Origin of the sequence: Paenibacillus aceris (assembly GCF_017874035.1) — a bacterium.
GTDB lineage: Bacteria > Bacillota > Bacilli > Paenibacillales > NBRC-103111 > Paenibacillus_E > Paenibacillus_E aceris.
This window is the reverse complement of record NZ_JAGGKV010000007.1, coordinates 49259-70661: the sequence shown is the minus strand read 5'-3', so window position 1 is coordinate 70661 and position 21403 is coordinate 49259. Positions and strand designations below refer to the sequence as shown.

Genomic DNA, 21403 nt, shown 5'->3' with positions numbered 1-21403 from the left:
GCCGATAGTTGTTCCGATTTGATACATGGGATGTGTTCCATTTTGGGACATTCTTTCTTCCAGCCCTCCATTAATAAAAGCAACTATGGTATGATCGGATAAGAAACGATTGCAATGGAGGTGATCTTTTTGCTATCCGTGGAAAACAACGTTTTATCAGAAGCAGCGGCAGCCTCTTGGAAGCGCTGTCACGAATTTGGTTTAGTGCCCACCGACCCCATTGACGATGACATTCTAACTGGAAATCACATGCAATCTCTACTCAAACAGAATGAACAAACGATTCTATACACCGAGCAAATATTTGAACACATGCACACCGGCATCAAGCAGTCGGGCCAGATGGCACTGCTGATCGATCCGGAAGGAACCATTATCCACACCGCCGGGGATATCGACTTCTCCCGCAAGGCGTTAGCCGTTCAGCTTCAGACAGGTGCCAATTGGGCCGAATGCAGAAAAGGAACCAATGCGATTGGCGTCGCGCTCGCGGAGAGGAAACCGGTTCGCGTGCATGCCGAAGAGCATTATTTTATCGCTAACCACTTCTTAACCTGCGCCTCAGCCCCCATCTTCAACGCGATCGGCGAGCTTATCGGGATCGTCAATATTAGCGGCAAGCAAGAGAATTACCACGACTATACCTTCACACTCGCCTGTTTGGCCGCTCAATCTGTGCAAAATAAGATTTTGCTGGAGGAATCGAAGAAGGAACACCTTATCACCCTGCGAGAACTTGAGCACTCTTCATTGCATCATCCACTGCCTCTGCTGTCGCTCAGCCGGGATAATCGCATCCTTCGCGCGAACCATGCGGCCATGCGCATAATGGGAAGCGACATCATTGGCAAATCCTTCACGAAGCTGGATGGCTTTGCCGTCGAAACTATACATAACGAGCATCAGAAGTTGTGGCAGTCGGTCTCCATTCGGAAGACGACAGGAGCCGGGCAGCCACTGTATGCGTTCAGAGATATCGTCGGCACGTGTCCGGCGTTCCTTCAGAAGAAAGAGCTGGCCCAGAAAGCCGCAGCGTCCGACTTCCCTGTTCTGCTGCTGGGTGAAAGCGGCGTCGGGAAGGAGCTTTTCGCACAATCCATCCATACCGCAAGCCCGCGTTCGTCAGAGCCCTTCGTTGCGCTCAACTGCAGCGCTATCCCGGACAGCCTCATCGAGAGCGAATTGTTCGGCTATGCGCGCGGCGCCTTCACCGGCGCGAACAAAGACGGCAACGCCGGGAAGTTCGAAGCCGCGCACAAGGGCACGATTTTCCTCGACGAAATCGGTGACATGCCGCTTAGGGCGCAAGCTGCTCTACTGCGCGTGCTTCAGGAGAGAATAATTACTCCGGTTGGCAGCACGAAGAGCAAAACCATTGATATTCGCGTGATTGCGGCAACGAATAAAAACTTGGCCGCTGAGGTGAAGGCCGGCACCTTCCGGGCCGATCTCTTTTACCGGCTAAAGGGGATCCCCATCACCCTTCCTGCTTTACGGGAAAGGAGCGATATCCTGACCCTGGCCCTTCACTTGCTCCAGAAGCACACTTCGTGTCGCGCCGTCTTCACGGAAGCAGCCAAGCGTAAGCTTGTTGCCTACAGCTGGCCGGGCAATATTAGGGAGCTTAGCGGCATTCTGATGCAAGCTGTCTTTCTGGCCGGAGATCAGGCGATTGACGCTGAGCATCTGATGATTGAAGCTTCCGATGAAAGTGACACTGAAACGTCAGGCGATGATGATCCGCTCACTCTGAGGGATGCGGAGATTAAAGCGATCAAGAGGGCGCTGAAGGCCTCGGAATGGAACCTTAGCAAAGCGGCCGCCAAACTGAAGATCGGGAGAACGACCTTATACCGTAAAATGGAGGAATACGGGATCACATGAACAAAACTGCCGGAATTAAGCTTCCGGCAGTTTTTGCGTCACATTTATTTTTTTGGCAGACCATAAAGATTCAATTTCCTCCAGCGATTTCCCCTGCGTCTCAGGTACAACCCGCCAAGTGAATATGAACGTAAACAGAGACATGAAGCCGAATATCCAGAAAGTCATGGCTGGACCGGCAGAACTAAGCATCGGCGGAAAGGTTTGAGATACGACATAATCCGCCATCCAAAGTGCCATTGAAGCAATCGCCGTCGCTTTCCCGCGTATACGGTTCGGGAAAATTTCAGATATAAGCACCCATACAACCGGTCCTAGCGAGATAGCAAAAGCAGCCACATACAGCAAAATAAAAATCAGCACCAGAAGTCCTGAAGGCTCTCCAGAATGAAATTGCAAACCGATAACAAAGAGTGACACTGTCATTAAAGCAGATCCTCCAAGCAAAAGCGGCTTCCGTCCCACTTTATCGATAAGCCATATCGCAAGAATGGTGAAAAGAAAATTAATCAGCCCGACCAGAATGGTCTGAACTAATGAGGCATTGGTACCTGCTCCTGTTTGCTTAAATATCTCCGGGGCATAGTACATAATCGCGTTAATCCCCGTAACTTGCTGAAGTACAGCCAAGCCTACGCCTACGATGAGGGCAAGCTTCAAGGCAGGACTGAATAACTGACGGATCGATCCGCTTTCCTGCTTGAAGGATTCCTTGATCTCCAGTACTTCCTGTCTGGCTAGCTCCTCGCCGTGAATGCGAAGTAAGATCGGTAGGGATTCCGCTGCCTTTCCCTGCTTAATCAGCCATCTCGGGCTCTCAGGCACAAAGAAGAGAAGTACGAAGAATATCAGTCCTGGAATCACGCCGAAACCAAACATCCACCGCCACCCCGTAGAAACGTCCCATGCGTCGTCGCCGTACCCGGCAATCCACAAATTAATGAAATAGACAAGGAATATGCCCGTTACGGTCGCGAACTGATTCAACGCTACTAGACGACCGCGATACTTGGCAGGCGCAATTTCCGCGTTGTAGAGCGGACATAGCGTAGACGTAATCCCAATCCCTAATCCCCCAATGATGCGGGCAATAATATAACCGGTGAACGTATCCGGTATCGCGGAGCCGATGGAGCCGATAATGAATAACAATGCGGCCAGAAGCAGCACTTTTTTCCGTCCGAACCTGTCTCCCAGCACACCTGCACTAGCAGCTCCTATAATACAACCGATAATCAAGCTCGAGACCGCCCAGCCTACTTCTATTTCACTGAGATTGAAGCGTTCTTTCATAAAACCGATTGCTCCAGACACAACAGCTGTATCGAATCCAAATAATAAACCGCCCAAAGCGGCAACCATCGAAACAAGTGTGACGTACTTCATGCTGATTGAATCCTTTCCGACATATCCGCACACACCTTCATGCGGGTCCTTTATTTATGATGAAATAACCGATGAACTCCTGTGAACAAGGCTCATTATATCATGTGTTTTGGGCAAGCTTGGCTTCATTTCCCTGCACTTAATTGGTGTATTCCAGCATAATCTTGACCCCCCGGTATGCCGGTGCGAAACAAAATCGCAGACTAGCACAATGTTGCCCGCCCACAACAAAAAAGTCCATGCAGCTCTGCATGGACTTAATCATTAACTTGATTGCGGTACTCCGTAGGCGTGGCTCCTGTTACCTTTTTAAACACCCGGCTGAAATAATTAGGATCCTTATACCCTACAACATAACAAACTTCCTTCAGACTGAGCTGCCCCTCGCGAATGTAAGCTTTGGCCTTTTCAATTCGCAGCCCTGTTACATAATCGATGAAGGTTTCCCCCGTTTGCTGCTTGAATACTTTACTGAAATAATACGGGTTCAAATGGACGTGCTCCGCCGCCTCTTCAAGCGATAGATCCTCATGAAATTTGCTTTTGATGAATGTGATGGCATTGTCTACAACGCTCCATGTCCGCTGTTCACGTTCCTCACGAATTTGCTTGATCGCCAATTCCACGTAGGTACGTTCCGTATTCTTTTCTGCCGCTTCCCGCTGCCCTTCCATGGAAACCATGTGAAGATCGCCGAAGCGACAGAGTGTTCCCCACTTTTTATGGTAGGTGGAAGCAAATACAGCTTCAAAATAGGATCTTTTGATCCCCTCGACCCCTTCCCCCACGGAACCAATGCCTATTGCAGCTTCGATATTGCGTTGTACGCGGAGTTGTTCTAACAGCTTGATGCCAAGGTCCTGAGCCTCGTCCCCCAGCATCTCACCCTTCCTATGGGGCTTCTCCAGAAGGAAAATCGCCATATGCCAATAGACCATAGAACTGACTACGCAGCCAATCCTATCTCTGGCAACACCTTTGGCAATGGTTTTGACCGATTCGTAAATCCTTTTCTTTTCCTGACCTAACTCCCTTTCGGAGATATGCCCGAGTTCCGGTAAAGCGAGAACGACTGCACACCCCTGATTGATGGATAGGCCCAAAAGCTCAGCTAAATTCCCGGCTTCCAGTTCGTTCACTTGATCCGACATAAAAACCAAAGCCAATTCCGTTTCCGCGAGCGGAAGCAGCTGAAAGAGCTTATCCCGCATCGCAAGCTCCTCGTCCCGCTTTCTTAGATCCTGCTCGATCTCGGCAACCAATCGCTGCAGGAGGGCGACGATGTGATCCCGTTTAGCCGGTTTGACCACATACTCCTTTACCCCCAAAGATAGAGCCTCTTTGGCATATTCGAAATATTCATAAGCTGTAACCAGAACCATTTTAATTTGCGGATGATGCGCTTTAATTTCCTTAAGGGCCTCTAGGCCATGAATGCCCGGCATCTTGACATCCATCAGAATGATATGCGGTCGCAGCTCCTCCGCTTTCTGAATGGCGATACGTCCATTCTCCGCATGAATGATTTCGAACGTATCCGGCATCATCCGGGTAACAATCCATTCGATGCCTTCTCTTTCCAAGGCTTCATCGTCAGCGATCAATAAACGATACATGTCATCCCTCCTTTCCAGCGACAGGAAGTCTGATTAGGACTGTCGTCCCCATGCCTGGCGCACTCGTTATGTCGACAAGATTCTTTTTTCCATAAAATAATTCGAGCCGTTTAAACACATTGCGGGTACCTAAGCCGGTAGACTGCCCAGTATGTTGGCTAACCGGTGCTCCCCCATCCAAATGAAGCAAGGATTGACGAACCTCCTCGCTCATACCGATCCCATTATCGGAGATTGCAACTATGATCTCCCCAGCGCCGCACGAAATCGTCAGCTTCAGCTTAGCCCCTTGCTCCATCCCCTCAATCCCGTGAACAAAAACATTCTCCAGGATGGGCTGCAAAGTAAGCGTAGGAACACTTACATCAAGTCCCTTTTCGTCAATCTCTGTTACAAACTGAATGCGGTCGCGAAAGCGGGCCTGTTGGATCGCAAAGTATTCTTTCGCATGCTCGACCTCATCCCTAAGTGTTACCGGGCGATCCAGATTTCGAAGATTATACCGAAGAAGGTTCGACATGGATACGGTTAGATCACTTGTTTGTTCAGCGCCTTCAATCAAAGCAAGCTTGGATAGCACATTCAAGGAGTTGAAGAGAAAATGGGGGTTTATCTGGTTTTGCAGAACCTCCAGTTCCAGCTCCTTGACCAGCTTGTCCTTCTCCAAGCTCTCTTTCTCTTTCAGAATAAGGTCTTGTAAATTGCCCTGCATACGCTTAAATGCTGTAGATAAAACACCGAATTCGTTCTGAGCGCCTATCTGTGGAGAATCCGCTTGCAAATTTCCGCCTGCTATTTGCTGCGCGGCATGTGTCAACTGCTGAATCGGCCGGGTAATCCCCAGGGAGATGGCATAAGCAAACACGACGCTGATTAGCGTATTAAGGATGAAAATCGCAACGCCCCAATGATTCATCATTTCCGTTTGAACAAGAATTTGCCGATAGAAGGGCTGATAGTAGCTGAGCTCCACATCGATGAGATGATGCCCTTCATCTTGGATAAACGCGGCGGTTTGCTCCGCCTCTTCATAGAATGCCGCATAGGCCAAGGAGCCTTGGCTATCTAAAGCCTTGATAACATCCGCTTCTTGCCGGTTAAAGGTTTCGATCATATTAAGAAAGCTGCTGATGGTAAGACCCGCCGCTGGAATCGTGCTTCGTGCAGTCAAGCCTTCGCGCAAGCGATTCAGCTCATCCTTCTGATCGGTGTATGCCTTAAGGCTGGCATTACTTCGATCTCCTACATATTTATTCATTGCACGGAGGTTGTCATGCGTTAATTCGGCAATCTGCTTGTATAATAGTACACGATCCAGCATAACGATGTAACTCTGCTGCACCGTTCTTCCACTTTGAAAAATGAAATAAGAGACAGCGTTATTCAATATAAAAAGCAAAGGTAGGACAATAAAAAGCATTCTTCGTATATTCATGGGGAACTCACAGCCGAAGAAAGACCTTTTCGATCCAAAATATCCGTTGTGGTAAAGTACTCTGCGTCAAGGGAGTTCCCCTTCAAAAACTCTGATAACAGACGCACCGACTTCGCTCCAATTTCTTGGGGGTGCTGAACGACAGCCGCTGTAATGTCTCCTTGTGCGATCCCCTGCCGCGTCTCATCTAAATCATCAAATCCGAAAACGCGTATATCGGACCTATTCACAGCCTTTAGCCCTTCTACAATCCCGGCAGCATCCAAGGAGCTAAGCCCTACCATGGTTTGAATACCGGCGTTCTCGGTCATCATAGCCTCTGTCTGTTTAGCCGCATGAATTCTTGAAATATTCGATGAGCGAACAGCGACAATCTCGAAACCTTTGTGATTGGCGATCATGGAACGGAGTCCTTCCAACCGCAGCTGTTGATTATCCGCCTGTTCACTTCCGATGATGACCCCAATGCGGCCCTTCCCTCCCGCTTCATTCACCACAAGCTCTCCCATGCGTTTGCCCGCTTCCCTGTTATCCGTTCCTACATAAGCGAGTCGCCGGCTCGCTCTCGCATCCGCATCCACTGTAATTACGGGGATACCTAAATCTGCTGCCTTATTAATTAACTGTTCGTAGGACTGCTCTTTAATGCCTTGTAGCAAAATAGCATCTGGCTTGGCAGCGATCGACTTCTCCAAGAGACTCGTTTGTTCGGCAGGATTGATACGAATCGGACCCATGTAATCGATTTGCATACCCAGCTGCGCCGCAGCCTCTCTTGCCCCTTTTTCCACCGTCCTCCAGAAAGGGTTGTCCTGCTCTTGCGCGATAAGTACAACGTGCTTATCTGCCTCATTCCCTGCCTTGCCGGGTGTCATTTGTTTAACCAGATGGTCAATCTTCCATGTGGAAGATAGAAACTGAAAGATAAAAAAACAAAAGATAAGTACAATGCCCGCCATTCCGAGCGTCCAATATTTTTTCGACAAGGAGCACCTCCATCCGGCATTTTATCACATTCATTTTGGCCGCGCCTTCTATGAGATATACCTGAAGCAAACTGCCCTTCTTCTTAGGTACTTTTGAGTACCTATAGGACTTCAAGGTACCTATGGTACTAAAAAGTACGTACTATTCATTATCACATAGATCGTTCATAATAACATTTGCCAACAGGTGACATCATACTGATGATGTTGAATGATGTTGAATGATTTCAAGCGATGGCGCCCTGCGCCAATATATACACATTTATTTTGAGGAGGAAGTCAGCATGATAGCAAACCATTTACAATCCACAACAACCTTGCACAACGGCATCCAGATGCCTTGGTTTGGGCTGGGTGTTTTCAAAGTAGAAGAGGGTTCCGAGGTCATAAGCTCCGTTAAAGCGGCAATCCGCAACGGCTACCGCAGCATTGATACTGCAGCCGTTTATGCAAATGAAACAGGCGTCGGACAAGCCATCTCCGAAGCGCTTTCTGAAACAGGACTCGCTAGAGAGGACTTGTTCGTAACCTCCAAGGTGTGGAACGCCGATCTCGGTTATGAGTCGACAATTGCCGCCTATGAAGCAAGCTTATCCAAGCTGGGACTGGATTATTTGGATCTATATCTCATTCATTGGCCGGTTAAAGGGAAATATAAAGAAGCATGGCGTGCTTTGGAAACTTTGTATAAAGAGGGCCGCGTGAAAGCAATCGGCGTCAGCAACTTCCAAATCCACCATCTTGAAGATGTGATGAAAGACGCGGAAATCAAGCCTATGGTGAACCAAGTAGAGCTTCACCCTCTCCTGACGCAGAAAGAGCTCCTGAATTACTGCAAAGAGCAAAACATTCAGTTAGAAGCGTGGTCTCCGCTCATGCAGGGGCAACTATTCGATCATCCGGTTCTTGGCGAAATCGCCTCTGCACACGGGAAATCGGTTGCGCAAGTCATTCTCCGTTGGGATCTTCAGCATGGCATTGTGACGATTCCGAAGTCTACCAAAGAACAACGCATCATCGATAACGCCAACGTCTTCGACTTCTCATTAACCGATGAGGAGATGACTCGTATCGATGTATTGAACGAGAATCGCCGCGTTGGACCAGATCCAGACAACTTTGATTTTTAATCTGCCCTAATGAAAAAGGCACCGTTCCCTCCAAAGATGGAGGAATAGGTGCCTTTTCTTTGTTTTACCGTGCGTTCGGGTCCGCTTGCGAAACACCCAGTATCATGCCGCTAGGGTCCGTAAAATACGCGAGGTATCCCATTCCTGGCATACTCATTTTGGGAACAACTATGGTTCCTCCATTCGCGGTAATGGAGGCTAAGTAATCATCGATCGAGGAAACCTCGATCGAATTTACCGTTCTGGCAGCACCGTCAGGGGACTTCATTAACCCACCGTCAATGCCTTTTTCATCCGTCTCTCCGGTTTGAATAAACCAGTAATCTTGCGGTCCCGGGAATTTGGAAAACTTCCATCCGAATGCTTTCGAATAGAACTCAATCATTCTTTCCGGGTCCGGTACTTGCATTTCAAAGCGTAACACCTTGCTCATTAAGAATCCCTCCGACAGCTATTCTAACTATCATGGTTAACCGGCATTATGCAGAGCGTCAAGCGCTGCCTCTCTCTCTTTGAAGAAGAAGAAGGAGCTGCCTTGGTTGCATTCATAGATAAAGTCCCTCAAACTTTTGCTATCATACACGTCGAAATCCCCAACAATGGCGATTTTCACCTGGTAATTCGTAAACTTCTGCAAAATGTCACCCGCAAGCCGGGTTTTGAGCTCGAAGAAGTCTTCCGTCATGTTGGATTTGCTCATCAAAATTTTATGGCAATCTTCCGTATATCGAACAGACGCCATGAAGTCCAATGCCTCTTGCACGTCGCTTATAAGAATTCCATCGCTCTCCACAATAGCAACCTTGGAGTTGTTTCTAATATCAACCGTTATGTTCATTTTCCATCCACCTTTGACCCTATTCCCTAATTGCCTTAACGGCCACATCCAAAGCATGAATGACCTTGTCACACCATTGATCGAATTCCTGATCTTCCCTTTGCAATTCGGGGTGAGCCAGAATGTTGGCAACCGTCGCCTTGATCCCTTGATCGAACCGGGTAGTGGCAACGAATTCGGGAACAAGCCGCTTCAGCTTAGCATTATCAAAGACGACGGAATTCGACTTATCCCCGAGCAAGCCGCCTCTGTAATTCTCCTTGCTGCATGCATCCAAAAATTCAGATGAAACATGGACTGCCTGGAGCTTAACCCCTAGCGCATCGGCAATGGATTCATAAATTTGATTCCAGGTCAGCGTTTCATCGGAAGTGATATGTACGGACTCCCCAATGGCATGAATATTGCCCATGAGGCCAATAAAGCCCTTAGCAAAATCGCTATTGTGCGTCATCGTCCACAGGGAAGTCCCGTCCCCGTGAATGATAACGGGTTTGTTCTCCAACATGCGCTGAGCAACCTGCCAGCTCCCCTTACTGCCATGCACGCCAAGAGGGATGGAACGTTCATCATACGTATGGCTTGGCCGAACGATCGTAATAGGAAAGCCATGGTCACGGTACTGCTTGATCAAATATTCTTCGCAGGCAATTTTGTTCCTCGAGTACTCCCAGTAGGGATTGGACAACGGCGTCCCTTCCGTAATTCTATAGTCAGACAGCGGCGTCTGGTACGCAGAAGCTGAGCTTATGAACATAAATTGTTTCGTTTTACCTTGAAATAAGCGGTAATCTCTCTCCAGCTGGGCCGGTTCAAACGCGATGAAATCCGCAACGACATCGAACTCCAAGTGTTCAATTAGCCTAGCGACATGTTCTTCATCCCGAATGTCTGCCGTCAGCAGGTTAGCTCCCGCCGGCAAGGATTCATTTCTTGTGCCCCTATTCAGCAGATGAAGTTCGCATCCACTTTCTAGCAGCTGCTTCGTAATTGCCGAACTAATTGTTCCTGTTCCTCCAATAAATAGCGCTTTCATCTTCCACCTCCGGTAATCTTGAACGACTCCACTATGTATTCGCCATAAACGTTCTTTAAACCTCCTATGCAGATCAGCTAACCCCGCTTAGGAAAACCGACGATCAGGCAATACACAAGGCGAGAAAAAGTAGATACACTTCGCCGGTCTTTGAGTTAAATCTTTTTAACAAATTCGGATTTTAACTTCATGGCGCCAAAACTGTCGATTTTGCAATCAATGTCGTGATCGCCCTCAATTAGTCGAATGTTTTTGACTTTGGTGCCTATTTTAATAACCAACGAGCTTCCTTTTACTTTCAAATCTTTAATGACCGTGACGGAATCTCCATCATTCAGGACATTTCCATTGGCGTCTCTTACAACCTTGACATCCTCTTTGGATTCAACGTCCGCATTACCACTCCATTCATGCGCGCATTCCGGGCAAATCAAGAGGCTTCCATCTTCATATGTGTATTCAGATTGACATTTCGGGCAGTTTGGCAAATTCGACATGATTGATTGACTCCATTTCGTATGTTTATTTCTACTATGATTCCTCCTAGTGATTTAAGCACATTTTCAGGCCAAATGAAAACTTAACGACCAGAATAATTTTCCATCGTTCAGCAAAAGTTACTGTTATTGATTAAAGGAGGATGAATGCAGCTCAATGGATATGGACAATCAGGATATGACTCTAACGAATCGACAGGGCCACCCCATTTCGGATAATCAAAACATTCGAACAGTCGGAAATCGCGGGCCATCCACACTCGAAAACTACCACTACATCGAAAAAATATCCCACTTCGACCGGGAACGCATCCCTGAACGGGTTGTACATGCCCGCGGCGCCGGGGCTCACGGCTATTTTGAAGCCTACGGGAAAGTCGGCAATGAACCGGTTGCCAACTATACGCGTGCTAAGCTTTTTCAAGAGGCTGGCAAGCAGACGCCTGTGTTTGTGCGCTTCTCTACCGTCGTGCATGGCGGTCATTCACCTGAAACGCTGCGCGATCCGCGCGGCTTCGCCACTAAATTTTATACGGAGGATGGAAATTGGGATTTGGTCGGCAACAACCTGAAGATTTTCTTTATTCGCGATCCGCTCAAGTTTCCTGATATGGTACATGCCTTCAAACCTGATCCTGTCACTAATCTGTCCAACCCGGAGCGAATGTTTGACTTCGTTTCCAATACGCCAGAAGCTACGCATATGATCACCTTCCTCTTCTCCCCATGGGGTATTCCGGCCAACTACCGGCAGATGCAGGGCTCAGGTGTAAACACGTATAAGTGGGTCAACCAAGCGGGAGAAGCTGTTCTCGTTAAATATCACTGGCAGCCGTTGAAACAAGGCATGAAAAACCTGACACAGCAGGAAGCCGAGCGCATTCAAGCCAAAAACGCCTCACATGCTACGCAGGATTTGTATGAAGCGATTGAGCGTGGAGACTATCCGGAGTGGGAGCTCTGCGTGCAAATATTGAGTGACGACGAGCATCCCGAGCTCGACTTTGATCCGCTTGACCCTACCAAGCTATGGGATCATGAGCAATTTCCTTTTCTTCCTGTGGGCAAAATGGTGCTGAACCGAAATCCCGAAAATTATTTCGCCGAGGTGGAGCAGTCGGCCTTCGGTACAGGAGTTCTCGTAGACGGTTTGGATTTCTCGGACGATAAGCTCCTTCAAGGCCGAACCTTCTCCTACTCCGACACCCAGCGCCACAGGGTCGGCACAAACTATCTGCAGCTTCCGATCAATGCCCCGCGAACACGCATCGCGACGAATCAACGGGATGGGCAGATGGCTTTCGTCGTCGATAAAGCCCCCGGGCAGAACCCGCATGTCAACTACGAGCCCTCCTCTCTCGGCGGGCTCAAAGAAGCTGCGCCTTCCGGCAAAGAGCACGAGCCTGCCTATCAGGCTAAGCTCGTTCGTGAGAAGCTGAGCCGCACCAACGACTTCGGACAAGCGGGAGATACCTACCGCAGCTTTGAGGAGTGGGTACGCGAGGATCTGATCTTGAACCTGGCGGAAGCGCTCAAAGTGTGCAAGCCGCATATTCAGGAGAAGATGCTCACGCATTTCACCAATGCGGATCAAGATTATGGCAAGCGTGTCTCGGAAGCTCTCGCCCGGGCTAAGGCGACGTCTGAGCATTTGGGCTCATCCTCTAACAAAGAAGGAGCCGAACTAGCGGAGCAAGCCGGAAAACGTTCGGATGGATATTAGGACAAAAGAGGGTAACCCAAAAGCCATGAAAATGACCGGAGGGTACCCTCTTTTTTGGGGATAAGGAACTACAGGGCGCTAATTTTGATTCCAAAAAGCCTCAATAAACGCTGTTACCGTCTCTATATTCATCTGTTCCATCGTTTTCATTCCAACATCTCCTTTGTTCGTTTTCATCAGAAATTATCGAGCTTGGATTTGAGGCAAAAGCGTTCCAGTATCGAAACAAGCACGCTGATCAACAAGCTTGCCATCTACGAGGCGAAATTCGCGTGGCATGAAGACCTTACTTGAAACCGGTACTACGTTAAGCGGCCGTTGACCAGTTTGAGATGGCAGGACAGCAAAAAACATCAGTCAGACTTCATGTCCGATTGATGTTTTTTCGTTTGGCTCTGCATCCCTTTAGTATAAATGATGAATTTGGATATCCTTATTAAACTCCCTTAAGTATTCAGCGATCAACCTTCTATGGCACTGATGCGGCTTATGTTCGCTGCACAAGAAGCATACGGCCTCTTCTTTTTCCAAAAAGACATCTATCTTCCGTTCTATCTTTCGTTCAGCGATTAAGTCTATATAGATTTTTTCAAATTCTCCCCAGGAGATTTGCTTCTTCTTAATCGCTTCCAGAATCTCCTTGGTTGGTGCTAGATCAAGCTCATGCGCATATTTGATGTTCACTAGCTCCAAAATGTATGTTAAATCTTCCTTTTTCGCATAACCCGCTAGCTGCGATATATTATTCAGCCTAGTATCAACAACCTTGGTCACCTGATTTTCGCGCAGATGATTCACAAAGGTCCGTAAGGATTTCTCAGCAAAACCAATCGTATATAGGTTTCTCATTACTTTCACCTCTTATTATTGTTCCCCCGCGACATCACCTAGTATATCCATTCGACATCTGGCAACTCAGGTAGGGCCTTGTTTAACTTTAGCTGCTTGAACGGTAGGCTGCAAGTTTAGAAAATGACGAAGGCACCCATCCAGGGTGCCTTCGTATTTAGCTAACCGCTACGTAGCATCATTGCGACACTACCTGAGCGACTGGCGCCGGTCTTGATTCCTCCGCTGGCTTCACTACTGGCGCTTGCCTTGGCTCGCTCACCGGCTGCACGGCTGCCGCCGCTCGTCTTGATTCCTCTGCCCGCCGCTGCTCAGCAGTCGCTGATCTTGATTCCTCTACTCGCTGCCCAGCAGGTGCTGCTGTAGGAGCTGGCCTTAACTCAGGCGTAGATGGGGCTGCCGTTTGCGGCGATGTCTCCTTCACGACTGGGGATGTCGACGTTGGCTTCGGCTCTTCTGACGGCGTTGGCGCGGTCGTTTCGCCAGGCTTTGTTTCAACGACTGTTCCCGATTCTGTCGTTTTGCCCGTCTCCGGTTTTGGCGTACTTGTGTCTGTCGTTTTTTGATCAACAGTTTTTTGATCAACAACCGACGAAGTTGACTCCGCGGACTTTTGATCCACTTTTGCATTCGTTAATGAACATCCGCTAATGATGAGAACGGCTGCTAAACCAACGAACGACCAACGATACGAGTTAAATTGAAACTGCTTTATCATGATAATCCTCCTTTTTAACTGTGCTTTGCTCCCGGATAAATTAACATTGCCCGGCACACTCACGGGACGTGCACAGCTTTCAAGTAGTTGAATAAGCGTATATCCGTAATCTTCTCTTTTATCAGGATCAAGGTAAGTAAGCGCTAGAGCGTCGCTTGCAATCTCCTGGTCTTCACGCATCCGCTGATGTGCGTACCAAAGAACAGGGTTAAACCAGTGAATAATCAACAAAAATTGCATGATCCAATTGATTCCAATATCATTGCGTTTGCAATGGGCTAATTCGTGCAGAAATACATGCCTTAGCTGTTCCTGGCTTAAGCTGTTTAAAACCGTTTGCGGCATAACTAACCGAGGGCGCTTGAATCCAAAAAGCGTCGGCGTACTTAATTTGTCCGATACGACTAGCGCGACAGGTTTATGTACAGACATTACCTTTTGACATTGAGAGAACAATGTCAGCACACCGATATCCGTCATCGGTCTCGTTTCATTTGTCAGTTTCAACGAAAACCTACGGTTGATCACAATTGTGTAGATCCCGAAAATTGCAGTGCCTAGCAGCCATATATACATCGAATACCGATAGAAGAAACCCTTTGCTGACTCTATCACAACATGTTCTGATTGTGTTCCTAACTGAGCTGCTGGATCGAGTTCGTGAATCGTACCCGGGTACGTTAGCCAATTATAAATGCTTAAATTGCTCTCCAGGTCCCAAGGTAAGAGCAGTCTTACTATCACCAACAACCACATGAGGTACTGCCATCTAGGTTTTATCCGTTTATGCAAGATGCGCTGGGCCAGCATGATCAACACGACCGTAACGGCAGCCATGACCGACACAGACAAAATCCAATCATAAAGACCCGTGAGGAGTTCATTGGTTCGGTTCACTTTCACCCTTTCCTTTCTTTCCTAGAAATGGAACCTTCCTTAAGCAGCACAACGCATTCTCGGCTATTCTCATTTGGTTTTATCCTCAAGAATACTTCTTAACTCCTTAATATCTTCCTCCGACAACTGCTCCTCTTTCAAAAAATTAACGAGCATCGGCTTAAAAGCTCCGCCATAAATTCTTTTCAGAAATGATTGCGTCTCTGACTTCACACATTCCCCCTCAGAAACCAAAGGGAAATACGCATAGACTCTGTTCTCTTGTGAAAAAGCTATTGCCTGCTTCTGAGCTAACCTATTTAACAAAGTTCGAATCGTTTTGGGCTTCCACTCCGTCTGGTCCTGCATAGCTTCGATCACTTCATTTGCTGTGCGCGGTGATTGGTTCCAAAGCACTTTCATAACTTCCCATTCAGCATCGGTAATATGAGGGACATTTTTCACATCGTTACCTCCTCTCCATTCAGGATTACAAATGTAATACAGACTTAGTATTACATTTGTAATCCACACTTGTCAAGCTGGAGATATGCACGTCTAAGCGTAGGCAAAAATAGTTAAAGGCTGCCGGGTTTCGGCAGCCTTTGGGGGTGTTCGATCTATATGTAGCATGGGAGCGAAACTACAGGGCACTATTTTCCTAAAATGCTTACAATTGAATATAAATCTGCAAAATAAGGGATCGTCGTTCCCACTCGCCAAAATTCGCTAAGCCCAGACTGGAGATCCGGCCAGTTATCGCTTCCCTCGGTGCACTCAAGCTATGAAGCCACTGTATTTATTTCTGATTTTCAATTATGATACTTCATGGAGAATGGCGCAAAACTTAGGATGAAGCCATTCCACCAAGACGGGATATTCGAGGGGATTGGAATTGGAATGACGACTGGACTTTCTTATTTTCTAATGTTATCTGATGCGGTCATTATCACCGATACGAACCATAACATTGTGGATATTAACCATAGATATGAAGAAATTACTGGATACCAACGCGACATGATTATTGGGCACACGGCAGGCATCTTGAAATCAGGATTAACACCCAAGAATACATATGATCAGATGAAAACACAATTAAACAATAATCAGGCATGGTCGGGTGTGTTCATAAATAGAAAACGAAACAAGGAGCTCTGGCACTCTAACATATCAATAACACCTGTAGAAATAGCTGGGGACAGCTACTATGTCGGTATATTTAGAGATTTGGGCCAAATTAGTGAAGGCGTCTATGTCTCCGAAACTCGAAAATCAAAAATACAGAATGAAATTCTTAGAGTGCTGGCTCTTTCCTGTGAGATTCGAGATCCAGAAATTGAAAACCATCTTTTTCGCGTTCAGCAATTAACCGCTACATTACTTCAGGAATACAATGCAGCTAATCAATTAAAATTATCTGACGAATATATTCAGCACGTCATTAATGCTAGCATCATGCATGATATAGGTAAATCAGGCATCCCCGAGGGTATCCTATACAAACCGGGAAAGTTAACTTTTTACGAACGAAATATCATTGAAACACACCCACTTATTGGGGTCGATATCTTAAATAAAATTTCACACGAATTAAATGATGACCTTTTTCGACAAGAACTTGATATATCGAAGTCAATTGTTGAATTCCACCATGAAAAATGGGATGGCTCGGGGTACCCTCATCGCTTGAAAGGAAATGAAATTCCATTCGAAGCTCAGGTAGTATCCCTGGTAGACGTATACGATGCCCTAACAAGCAGGAGAGCATATAAAGAGGCCTGGCCGGAGGAGAAAGTGTTACACTATTTAATCGAACAAAAGGGCTTTTCATTTAATCCTGATTTGGTCGATATCTTTGTTGGAACGATCCGAAACAGCAGGATGGAAATATCGTGATGATATCTGCAAAAAACTGATTTGAAGCTTAGCTTAGGGAGCAAACAAATTGATAAAGCCTCTATTCCGCCAAACGGGATAGAGGCTTATATCTTTCACACGCAAGAGGAGCCGATAACTAATGACTCAAAGACCACAATGGCTGGGTTCCTCCTATTGCGCTTTTGCTTACTTTAATATTGTCCTTTAATTACGAAAAAGGAGCCCCGAATTGTTCCAGCTAGTTTAGATTTCTGCCTAGCAAACTTAAACTTCTCTTCCAACTCCTTTGGTATCTCCATCCCCTCAGAAAGCTTAAACCCAACGGCCCGCTTCTTAGGATCATCAACTGTATACATAACATTGAGCGCAAGACCATCCTCATAAAAAACGTAGGTAAATTGGATATTTTCCACTTGAAAACGCGACGTTTCTAAAGGTTTGGCCGCAAACGCAATATCACGTTCTTTCAAAATCTGATTCACATAATCAATGCTCTCCTGACTTTCGCTAGCTGGCACAACCGTAAATTCATGCTTGTATTTGTTCATAAAGTAACGGGCTTCATTAGCACGTAAACCAGCGAGCGCTTCTACTACAGGTGAAGACTCTAAACCGACTGTAGACACATTTTTAAAATCAACGATATACGACATTTTCATCCCTCGTTTTCTCTCACTATTTTCTAAAAAAAGAAATTTATTCTTTCTTATCTACCAAATATTATACCAAAAATAATTCAATATAAACGTTTATGTCTCCCACAATAAAATTTGCCTCATTTGTGTACGACTCAGCATATCATCTATAGGTCGAAATTAAAGGACGCCCATTTGGACGCCCTTCCCGTCTTGCATGTCTGATTTTAGTATAATGTAATAGGTGACACACCCGTTATTCTATTTGAGCATTTGATACACTTGTTCGACATCCTTATCCCCGCGGCCAGACAGATTAACAATAATAATTTGATCCTGACCCATCGTCGGCGCCAGCTTCTTCGCGTATGCAACCGCATGCGCGCTCTCTAGGGCAGGGATAATTCCCTCCGTGTGAGACAGTTCCTGGAAGGATTCCAGCACTTCTTCATTGGTGACAGTTGCATATTCAGCCCGGCCCGTCACCTTCAGGTGACTATGCTCCGGCCCAATGCCCGGATAGTCAAGTCCCGCGGCGATCGAATAGGTCTTCTTCGGCTGGCCTTCCTCATCCAGCAGCACTAAACACTTGAAGCCGTGAATGATGCTCGGCACGCCTTGCGTTAAGGACGGCGCTTGATCGGGCTCGACGCCAATTAAGCGAACAGTCGGCTCGTCGATGTAGTGAGCGAATGCACCAATCGCATTGCTGCCACCGCCTGCGCAAGCCACTACCGCATCTGGCAGACGGCCTTCTTTCTCCATAATCTGCAGCTTCGATTCTTCGCTAATAATGGCCTGAAAGTGCTTCACCATCGTCGGAAACGGATGCGGACCAACCGCGGAGCCGAGCAAATAGAACGTATTTTTATAATTGCGAACCAGATCGTCCAGCGCCTCATCTACCGCGTCCTTCAATCGTCCTTGGCCTTTATGAACCGGTACAACCGTCGCGCCGAGCAGCTCCATTCGGAACACATTAAGCGCCTGCCGGCGCGTATCTTCAGCTCCCATGTAGATGACGCATTCCATATTAAACATAGCGCAGGCCGTTGCCGTAGCAACACCGTGCTGTCCGGCACCGGTCTCAGCGATGATCCGCTTGACACCCATCCGCTTAGCGAGCAGAATCTGGCCAATCGCATTATTGATCTTATGCGCTCCGGTATGATTCAGATCCTCGCGCTTTAAGTATATCTTCGGTCCTCCCCAAGCTTTGGTCAGCCGCTCCGCATACGTCAGCGGATTCTCGCGGCCGACATATTCGCGCAGATAATAACGAAGCTCTTCCTTAAACTCCGGGTCGTCTCTAAACTTGTAAAATTGCTCACTCAAATAACTCAACACTTCCTGCAATTCCGGCGGGACGAAGCTGCCGCCAAACTCTCCAAAGTATCCCTCTTGCTGCAATTGCTGGTCCATAAGTAAGCGCCTCCATTAGTTGAAATAGAAATGGTACTCCTCACCTAATATCTTACCATAAATTACCTTGGACCCTATCTATATTTCTTCAAATGAACATGTTGAAGAAAGACCATCCCGCTAAAAGGATGGCCTTCCGAATCCCTAATCTATTTTAATTGCCTCAATATAAAGCTCAATCCTCACTTCATTTCCGACAATTATACCACCTGTTTCCAGCGGTGAATTAAATGTCAAGCCAAATTCGCTGCGTTCGATACTGGCCGTTGAATGAAACCCTGCACGTTCCCGTCCGCGGGGGTCTTTGTTCAGTCCTTCCAAAGCCGTGTGAAAAGTGATTGATTTTGTTACACCATGCAGAGATAGATTGCCCGTAAGTTCATACTGCCGTTCGCCAGTAAGGACGCAGCCGGTGCTTTGAAACGTAATTGTTCGCGTCTATAGAAGCTTGAATCCCCATGGTTGTTAAATCGTTGGGGTCAAAGTTCAAATTCGCTTGAAAATGCTCGAATACTCCTTTGATTCTATTAATCATTAAATGTGTCACCGAAAACTCGACGGAGCTGTGATCCGGATCCACTTCCCAATTGACATTGCTCACGATTAAATTCCACCTCTACGATAAGATTATGAGAAAGGTCACCCTATCTCCAAAACACTGCGATATTCGCATACTCCAACTATACAAAAACGCTACTGACAACGGGATGTCAGTAGCGTTTTAACATTTTTTCAGCTTCCTCACGAATCCGATTTCGGAATGATTCAGGCTCCACCACCCTCACATTCGCTCCCCAGCCCAGCACCCACTGCAGTAATTCGTCCAGTTGACGAACGCGTAAGATCACATCCAATCCATCTTGGTGCTCTTCCATTTCCTCTATAAAACGATTGTTCGATTCCTTCACTTTATCCACCACGTCATGATTAAATCGAAGGCGAACCTGCAGGTGCCGATCATCCGAAGGCTGGTACTCTCTCAAATTAAATTGGGTCGGCTGTTCGAATCGATCTTCCAGTTCGAGAAGTTCGGTCATTCGGGATAGACGGAAATGGCGAACTTCTTGGCGTAGATCACAATGGGCCACGAGCATCCACGAGCCTTCAACGAGAACCAGGCCATAGGGAGCAACGGTACGATCACTATGGTGATTTCCCTTGGAATCCGCCATCCCTTTTAAATAATGAAATCTGATCTTTCGCTTATCTAATATCGATCGACGGATCTTTTCGAAATATTGCCTTTCTTTTGACAGCGTGACCGGTTTACTAGGAGAGAGCAAGCGCAATGTCTTGCGTACACGAGAGGTCTCATTTCGAACGCCCTCCGATAGAATGGCCTCGATCTTCCTCCGAGCGGCTTGAGCCCTGAGACGATACTCATCATCAAATCGTTGCTCGATAAAGTCCGCTCCTATAAGCAAGGTCACGGCTTCTTCTACCGTGAAACTGATCGGCGGCAGGAAATAGCCTTCCATCAAGGAATACCCTGTGCCTGGGGCACCTATAATCGGTACGCCCGCTTCACTAAGCGCCTGGATGTCACGATAGATGGTTCGCACACTGGTTTCAAATAGGGCCGCCAAGTCTTCGCCCCGTATCACTTCTCTACTTTGCAGCTCCAGCACGATGGCTAATAAACGGTCTGTTTTGTTCATGGGCCACCCCCTCGAAACTTAATGCTGTTCACTAAAAAGTGCCGTTATTTGTGATAAGGTTCCCCCCGATTTATCCGCATAGCGCGATAAATCTGCTCCACCAGCACCAGCCGCATCAGCTGGTGCGGCAGCGTCATGCGGCCAAAGCTCAGCCGCACGTCCGCACGGCGCAGCAGCTCGCTAGAGAGCCCCAGCGAGCCGCCGATCACGAAAGCCACCTGGCTGCGCCCATATGTGGCCAATCGATCCAGCGAGCCCGCCAGCTGCTCGCTAGACCACATCTCGCCGTCGATGGCCAGCGCCACGACGTACACGTCCGAGCCGAGCTTGGCCAGCAGCCGCTCGCCCTCACGCACCCGCACCTGCTGCTCCTCGGCAGGGCTCATGTTCTCCGGTGCCTTCTCATCCGGCACCTCAATCATTTGCACCTTGGCATACGGCCCAAGGCGCTTGACGTACTCCGCAATCCCATCCACAAGATAGCGCTCCTTCAACTTCCCAACCGTTAAAATCTGTATCTGCATAAACGAATGCTCCTTTTCCTTCATCTATTTCTTCATCTATTTCTTCATCTATTTCTTCATCTATTTCTTCATCTTTTCCTTATCTATCCCTTCCCCAAGAAAACAAAAAGGAAGGCATCAGCCTTCCTTAAACAACTAAAAATCGCGCTAACTCCATGCAATGCTCACAGTGTGAAGGAGGCTCCCAGTTGGCGAAGTGGGTTTTCTGCAAATCCACAACATCCGGCGCTTCCTCGTATTCATCGACAAACTCATCAATCGCGATTTCTACATGATCCTTACAAACTACGTGCATGCAACTACCTCTCA

The 21403-nt window shown here is 47.4% G+C and carries 20 protein-coding genes and 1 pseudogene; 4 read left to right on the top strand and 17 right to left on the bottom strand.

Features of this window, described 5'->3' with window-relative positions; genetic code table 11:
• Nucleotides 1–138 precede the first annotated feature (138 nt).
• On the top strand, nt 139–1884 hold the full coding sequence (locus tag J2Z65_RS14955) for a sigma-54-dependent Fis family transcriptional regulator (RefSeq protein WP_338111620.1): 1746 nt from the start codon (nt 139–141) through the stop codon (nt 1882–1884).
• Between the two features lie 15 nt (nt 1885–1899).
• Here the strand turns inward: J2Z65_RS14955 and J2Z65_RS14950 are convergent, their stop codons facing one another.
• From J2Z65_RS14950 to J2Z65_RS14935, 4 genes are all read right to left on the bottom strand, one after another.
• On the bottom strand, nt 1900–3270 hold the full coding sequence (locus J2Z65_RS14950; RefSeq protein WP_167054864.1) for a sugar porter family MFS transporter: 1371 nt from the start codon (nt 3268–3270) through the stop codon (nt 1900–1902).
• Between the two features lie 257 nt (nt 3271–3527).
• Nucleotides 3528–4886, bottom strand: a complete 1359-nt coding sequence (locus J2Z65_RS14945; RefSeq protein ID WP_167054866.1) for a response regulator transcription factor — start codon at nt 4884–4886, stop codon at nt 3528–3530.
• A 1-nt stretch (nt 4887) separates the two neighbouring features.
• Nucleotides 4888–6228, bottom strand: a complete 1341-nt coding sequence (locus J2Z65_RS14940) for a sensor histidine kinase (RefSeq protein ID WP_338111613.1) — start codon at nt 6226–6228, stop codon at nt 4888–4890.
• A gap of 89 nt (nt 6229–6317) precedes the next feature.
• The gene (locus J2Z65_RS14935; protein ID WP_167054871.1) at nt 6318–7307 is read right to left on the bottom strand and encodes a substrate-binding domain-containing protein; all 990 of its coding nucleotides are present in this window, start codon (nt 7305–7307) and stop codon (nt 6318–6320) included.
• A gap of 287 nt (nt 7308–7594) precedes the next feature.
• Here J2Z65_RS14935 and J2Z65_RS14930 point away from each other — a divergent pair, with 287 nt between their 5' ends.
• A complete protein-coding gene (locus tag J2Z65_RS14930) occupies nt 7595–8437 on the top strand; it encodes an aldo/keto reductase (protein WP_167055028.1) in 843 nt (280 codons plus the stop codon).
• Between the two features lie 64 nt (nt 8438–8501).
• On the opposite strand, the gene J2Z65_RS14925 is transcribed toward J2Z65_RS14930, so the two are convergent.
• The 4 genes from J2Z65_RS14925 to J2Z65_RS14910 all read right to left on the bottom strand — a co-directional run bounded on the left by J2Z65_RS14925 (nt 8502) and on the right by J2Z65_RS14910 (nt 10808).
• Nucleotides 8502–8870 (bottom strand): VOC family protein, encoded by a 369-nt coding sequence (locus J2Z65_RS14925; protein ID WP_167054873.1) that lies wholly within the window; start codon nt 8868–8870, stop codon nt 8502–8504.
• Nucleotides 8871–8906: 36 nt separating this feature from the next.
• On the bottom strand, nt 8907–9275 hold the full coding sequence (locus J2Z65_RS14920; protein WP_167054875.1) for a DUF4180 domain-containing protein: 369 nt from the start codon (nt 9273–9275) through the stop codon (nt 8907–8909).
• Between the two features lie 19 nt (nt 9276–9294).
• Nucleotides 9295–10311: an SDR family oxidoreductase gene (locus tag J2Z65_RS14915; RefSeq protein WP_167054878.1), complete on the bottom strand. Its 1017-nt coding sequence runs from the start codon at nt 10309–10311 to the stop codon at nt 9295–9297.
• Nucleotides 10312–10466: 155 nt separating this feature from the next.
• A complete protein-coding gene (locus J2Z65_RS14910) occupies nt 10467–10808 on the bottom strand; it encodes a zinc ribbon domain-containing protein YjdM (protein ID WP_167054880.1) in 342 nt (113 codons plus the stop codon).
• Nucleotides 10809–10965: 157 nt separating this feature from the next.
• Here J2Z65_RS14910 and J2Z65_RS14905 point away from each other — a divergent pair, with 157 nt between their 5' ends.
• Complete coding sequence (locus tag J2Z65_RS14905; RefSeq protein ID WP_167054882.1) at nt 10966–12531, top strand: catalase; 1566 nt, start codon at nt 10966–10968, stop codon at nt 12529–12531.
• 405 nt (nt 12532–12936) lie between these two features.
• Here the strand turns inward: J2Z65_RS14905 and J2Z65_RS14900 are convergent, their stop codons facing one another.
• From J2Z65_RS14900 to blaI, 3 genes are all read right to left on the bottom strand, one after another.
• Nucleotides 12937–13380 carry a DUF488 domain-containing protein gene (locus J2Z65_RS14900; RefSeq protein WP_167054884.1) on the bottom strand — a complete coding sequence of 148 codons (444 nt, stop codon included), beginning with the start codon at nt 13378–13380 and terminating at the stop codon, nt 12937–12939.
• Nucleotides 13381–13558: 178 nt separating this feature from the next.
• Nucleotides 13559–14995 (bottom strand): M56 family metallopeptidase, encoded by a 1437-nt coding sequence (locus tag J2Z65_RS14895; RefSeq protein WP_167054886.1) that lies wholly within the window; start codon nt 14993–14995, stop codon nt 13559–13561.
• Between the two features lie 69 nt (nt 14996–15064).
• On the bottom strand, nt 15065–15439 hold the full coding sequence (gene blaI / locus J2Z65_RS14890; protein ID WP_167054888.1) for a penicillinase repressor BlaI: 375 nt from the start codon (nt 15437–15439) through the stop codon (nt 15065–15067).
• A 435-nt stretch (nt 15440–15874) separates the two neighbouring features.
• On the opposite strand from blaI, the gene J2Z65_RS14885 reads away from it, so the two are divergent.
• Entirely contained in the window at nt 15875–16873 is a 999-nt protein-coding gene (locus tag J2Z65_RS14885) for an HD domain-containing phosphohydrolase (RefSeq protein ID WP_167054889.1), read from the top strand.
• A gap of 173 nt (nt 16874–17046) precedes the next feature.
• Here the strand turns inward: J2Z65_RS14885 and J2Z65_RS14880 are convergent, their stop codons facing one another.
• The 6 genes and pseudogenes from J2Z65_RS14880 to J2Z65_RS14855 form a co-directional block, all read right to left on the bottom strand.
• Nucleotides 17047–17508, bottom strand: a complete 462-nt coding sequence (locus tag J2Z65_RS14880; protein ID WP_167055030.1) for a phage tail protein — start codon at nt 17506–17508, stop codon at nt 17047–17049.
• Between the two features lie 243 nt (nt 17509–17751).
• Nucleotides 17752–18912: a tryptophan synthase subunit beta gene (trpB, locus tag J2Z65_RS14875; RefSeq protein ID WP_167054891.1), complete on the bottom strand. Its 1161-nt coding sequence runs from the start codon at nt 18910–18912 to the stop codon at nt 17752–17754.
• 144 nt (nt 18913–19056) lie between these two features.
• Nucleotides 19057–19513 (bottom strand): annotated as a pseudogene (locus J2Z65_RS14870) (YceI family protein).
• A 109-nt stretch (nt 19514–19622) separates the two neighbouring features.
• Nucleotides 19623–20570 (bottom strand): helix-turn-helix transcriptional regulator, encoded by a 948-nt coding sequence (locus tag J2Z65_RS14865; RefSeq protein ID WP_167054893.1) that lies wholly within the window; start codon nt 20568–20570, stop codon nt 19623–19625.
• Nucleotides 20571–20614: 44 nt separating this feature from the next.
• Nucleotides 20615–21094: a 23S rRNA (pseudouridine(1915)-N(3))-methyltransferase RlmH gene (gene rlmH, locus J2Z65_RS14860; RefSeq protein WP_167054895.1), complete on the bottom strand. Its 480-nt coding sequence runs from the start codon at nt 21092–21094 to the stop codon at nt 20615–20617.
• A gap of 127 nt (nt 21095–21221) precedes the next feature.
• Complete coding sequence (locus tag J2Z65_RS14855; protein ID WP_167054897.1) at nt 21222–21389, bottom strand: CxxH/CxxC protein; 168 nt, start codon at nt 21387–21389, stop codon at nt 21222–21224.
• Nucleotides 21390–21403 lie beyond the last annotated feature (14 nt).

Bases quoted from the DNA above. Each gene is read 5' to 3' on its own strand.
- J2Z65_RS14950 (WP_167054864.1), bottom strand. From the start codon at position 3,270: ATGAAGTACGTCACACTTGTTTCGATGGTTGCCGCTTTGGGCGGTTTA.
- J2Z65_RS14945 (WP_167054866.1), bottom strand. From the start codon at position 4,886: ATGTATCGTTTATTGATCGCTGACGATGAAGCCTTGGAAAGAGAAGGC.
- J2Z65_RS14925 (WP_167054873.1), bottom strand. From the start codon at position 8,870: ATGAGCAAGGTGTTACGCTTTGAAATGCAAGTACCGGACCCGGAAAGA.
- J2Z65_RS14920 (WP_167054875.1), bottom strand. From the start codon at position 9,275: ATGAACATAACGGTTGATATTAGAAACAACTCCAAGGTTGCTATTGTG.
- J2Z65_RS14915 (WP_167054878.1), bottom strand. From the start codon at position 10,311: ATGAAAGCGCTATTTATTGGAGGAACAGGAACAATTAGTTCGGCAATT.
- J2Z65_RS14910 (WP_167054880.1), bottom strand. From the start codon at position 10,808: ATGTCGAATTTGCCAAACTGCCCGAAATGTCAATCTGAATACACATAT.
- J2Z65_RS14905 (WP_167054882.1), top strand. From the start codon at position 10,966: ATGGATATGGACAATCAGGATATGACTCTAACGAATCGACAGGGCCAC.
- J2Z65_RS14900 (WP_167054884.1), bottom strand. From the start codon at position 13,380: ATGAGAAACCTATATACGATTGGTTTTGCTGAGAAATCCTTACGGACC.
- J2Z65_RS14885 (WP_167054889.1), top strand. From the start codon at position 15,875: ATGACGACTGGACTTTCTTATTTTCTAATGTTATCTGATGCGGTCATT.
- J2Z65_RS14880 (WP_167055030.1), bottom strand. From the start codon at position 17,508: ATGTCGTATATCGTTGATTTTAAAAATGTGTCTACAGTCGGTTTAGAG.
- trpB (WP_167054891.1), bottom strand. From the start codon at position 18,912: ATGGACCAGCAATTGCAGCAAGAGGGATACTTTGGAGAGTTTGGCGGC.
- J2Z65_RS14865 (WP_167054893.1), bottom strand. From the start codon at position 20,570: ATGAACAAAACAGACCGTTTATTAGCCATCGTGCTGGAGCTGCAAAGT.
- rlmH (WP_167054895.1), bottom strand. From the start codon at position 21,094: ATGCAGATACAGATTTTAACGGTTGGGAAGTTGAAGGAGCGCTATCTT.
- J2Z65_RS14855 (WP_167054897.1), bottom strand. From the start codon at position 21,389: ATGCACGTAGTTTGTAAGGATCATGTAGAAATCGCGATTGATGAGTTT.